Below are 1904 nucleotides of genomic sequence, written 5' to 3'. Positions count from 1 at the left end.
GCCGGTGCCGCGCAAGGCTTCCGCATCCCGCCGATCGACGGCGACGGCAGGCATCCGAATGTCCAGGCCGAACCTGCCTTCCAGAAGGGCTGGTTCGAGGTCCAGGACGAGGGCTCGCAGATCGTCGCCGCGCTCGCCGGCGCCGAGGCCGGAATGCAGGTGCTCGACTATTGCGCCGGCGCCGGCGGCAAGACGCTGGCGCTGTCGGCCGAGATGGGCAATACAGGCCAGATCTTCGCCCACGACGCCGAAAAGGCGCGGCTGGCGCCGATCTTCGACCGCATCCGCCGTTCGGAAAACCGCAACATCCAGATCGTCAGCAAGCCGGCCGAGCTGGCCCCGCTGTCAAACCACATGGATATCGTGCTGGTCGACGCGCCCTGCACCGGCAGCGGCACATGGCGACGCCGCCCCGATGCCAAATGGCGGCTGACGCAAAGGCAGCTCGACCAGCGCCGGGGCGAGCAGAGCGAAATCCTCGACGCGGCCAGGGCCTTCGTCAAACCGGGCGGCCTGCTGGTCTACATCACCTGCTCGGTGTTCGACGCCGAGAACGGCGACCAGGTCGCGGCGTTTCGTGCGCGCCACGGTGATTTCACGCCGGTCGACCACCGCAAGCTCTGGGACAGCCGCTTTCCAAGCCATCCGGCCGCCGCGCGCCTGGGCAGCGACGGTGGCATCTCGCTGTCGCCGGCGCTGAGCGGCACCGACGGCTTCTATGTCTGCGCGCTGCGCGGGGCGGGATCAGGCCGGTGAGAACGGCCGCGCGGCTGCATTGTTGCACTGCAACATAAGAGATTGCCTGCGCTGCGTGCCTCTGCAATAAGCTTTCCCAGGAAACAAGGGCGATGGCCATGGTAGCAAAGATCGTACCCGCTCCCGACTATGAGGACCGTGTCCGCACATCCTTCGCCCGGCAACAGGCGATGACGACCATCGGCGCCGAACTGACCCTGGTGACGCCCGGCATCATCGAGATCGAGATGCCCTATTCGGCGGCGCTCACCCAGCAGCATGGCTTCCTGCATGCCGGCGTCATCTCGACGGCGCTGGATTCGGCCTGCGGCTATGCGGCGTTCTCGCTGCTGCCGCAGAATTCCAGCGTGCTGACCATCGAGTTCAAGGTCAATCTGCTGGCGCCGGGCAGGGGCGAGCGCTTCCTGTTCCGCGGCTCGGTGACCAAGCCCGGCCGCACCATCGTCGTTGCAGATGGCCAGGCCTATGCCTTTGCCGCCGACGGCGAGGCCAAGCTGATCGCCACCATGACCGGCACGATGATGACGGTCGTCGGACGGGACGGGATCGAAGGGTGAGGAGCTGTCCGCGCAGCGGACGAAAAGCCCCCAAATGGGCTTTTCGAGCGACGAACGCCCCGAGCCCTAGCGAAGGGCCGGGAGGCGGCGAGGGCACATTGCCCCTTCCCTTTCGTAGTGGCAACAAATAGGGGGGTAGGGGCCCGTCATGACCGTCAAAGTGTCACGTCTGTCCGGCAGCGACGTTCTCTTCGTCATGGCCGTGGAAGCCGAATATGGCCCGCATCTCAGGAAACTGTTCACGCCGCTGATGACCGGCGTCGGACCGGTCGAGGCCGGGATCAGGCTGGGCGCCGAGCTTGCCCGGCTGAAACTGGAAAACGCGCTGCCGGATCTCGTCGTCTCGCTGGGCTCGGCCGGCAGCCGAAGGCTGGAGCAGGCGGAGATCTACCAGGCCGTTTCGGTTGCCTATCGCGACATCGACGCCTCGCCCTTGGGCTTCGAGAAGGGCGCCACGCCGTTTCTCGACCTGCCGGTCACCGTGCCGTTGCCGATACGCATTCCGGGCATCAGGGAGGCATCGCTGTCGACCGGCGGCGCGGTCATCTCCGGCGTCGCCTATGACGCGATCGCCGCCGACATGGTCGACAT

Annotated in this window: 3 protein-coding genes; all 3 read left to right on the top strand. The window is 66.6% G+C overall.

The genetic code is table 11. From position 1 onward, the window contains the following. A partial coding sequence (locus EN780_RS33110; protein WP_133372839.1) for an RsmB/NOP family class I SAM-dependent RNA methyltransferase occupies positions 1–756 on the top strand: 756 nt, incomplete at its 5' end. Positions 757–854: 98 nt separating this feature from the next. Next, positions 855–1313, top strand: a complete 459-nt coding sequence (locus EN780_RS33105) for a PaaI family thioesterase (RefSeq protein WP_128276369.1) — start codon at positions 855–857, stop codon at positions 1311–1313. Between the two features lie 148 nt (positions 1314–1461). Further along, positions 1462–1904: 5'-methylthioadenosine/S-adenosylhomocysteine nucleosidase (locus tag EN780_RS33100; RefSeq protein WP_128276368.1), on the top strand; the 443-nt coding region annotated here is incomplete at its 3' end.

The sequence above is a fragment of the Mesorhizobium sp. M4B.F.Ca.ET.089.01.1.1 genome, assembly GCF_004022605.1.
GTDB lineage: Bacteria > Pseudomonadota > Alphaproteobacteria > Rhizobiales > Rhizobiaceae > Mesorhizobium > Mesorhizobium abyssinicae.
This window is presented reverse-complemented; position numbering and strand designations above follow the sequence as displayed.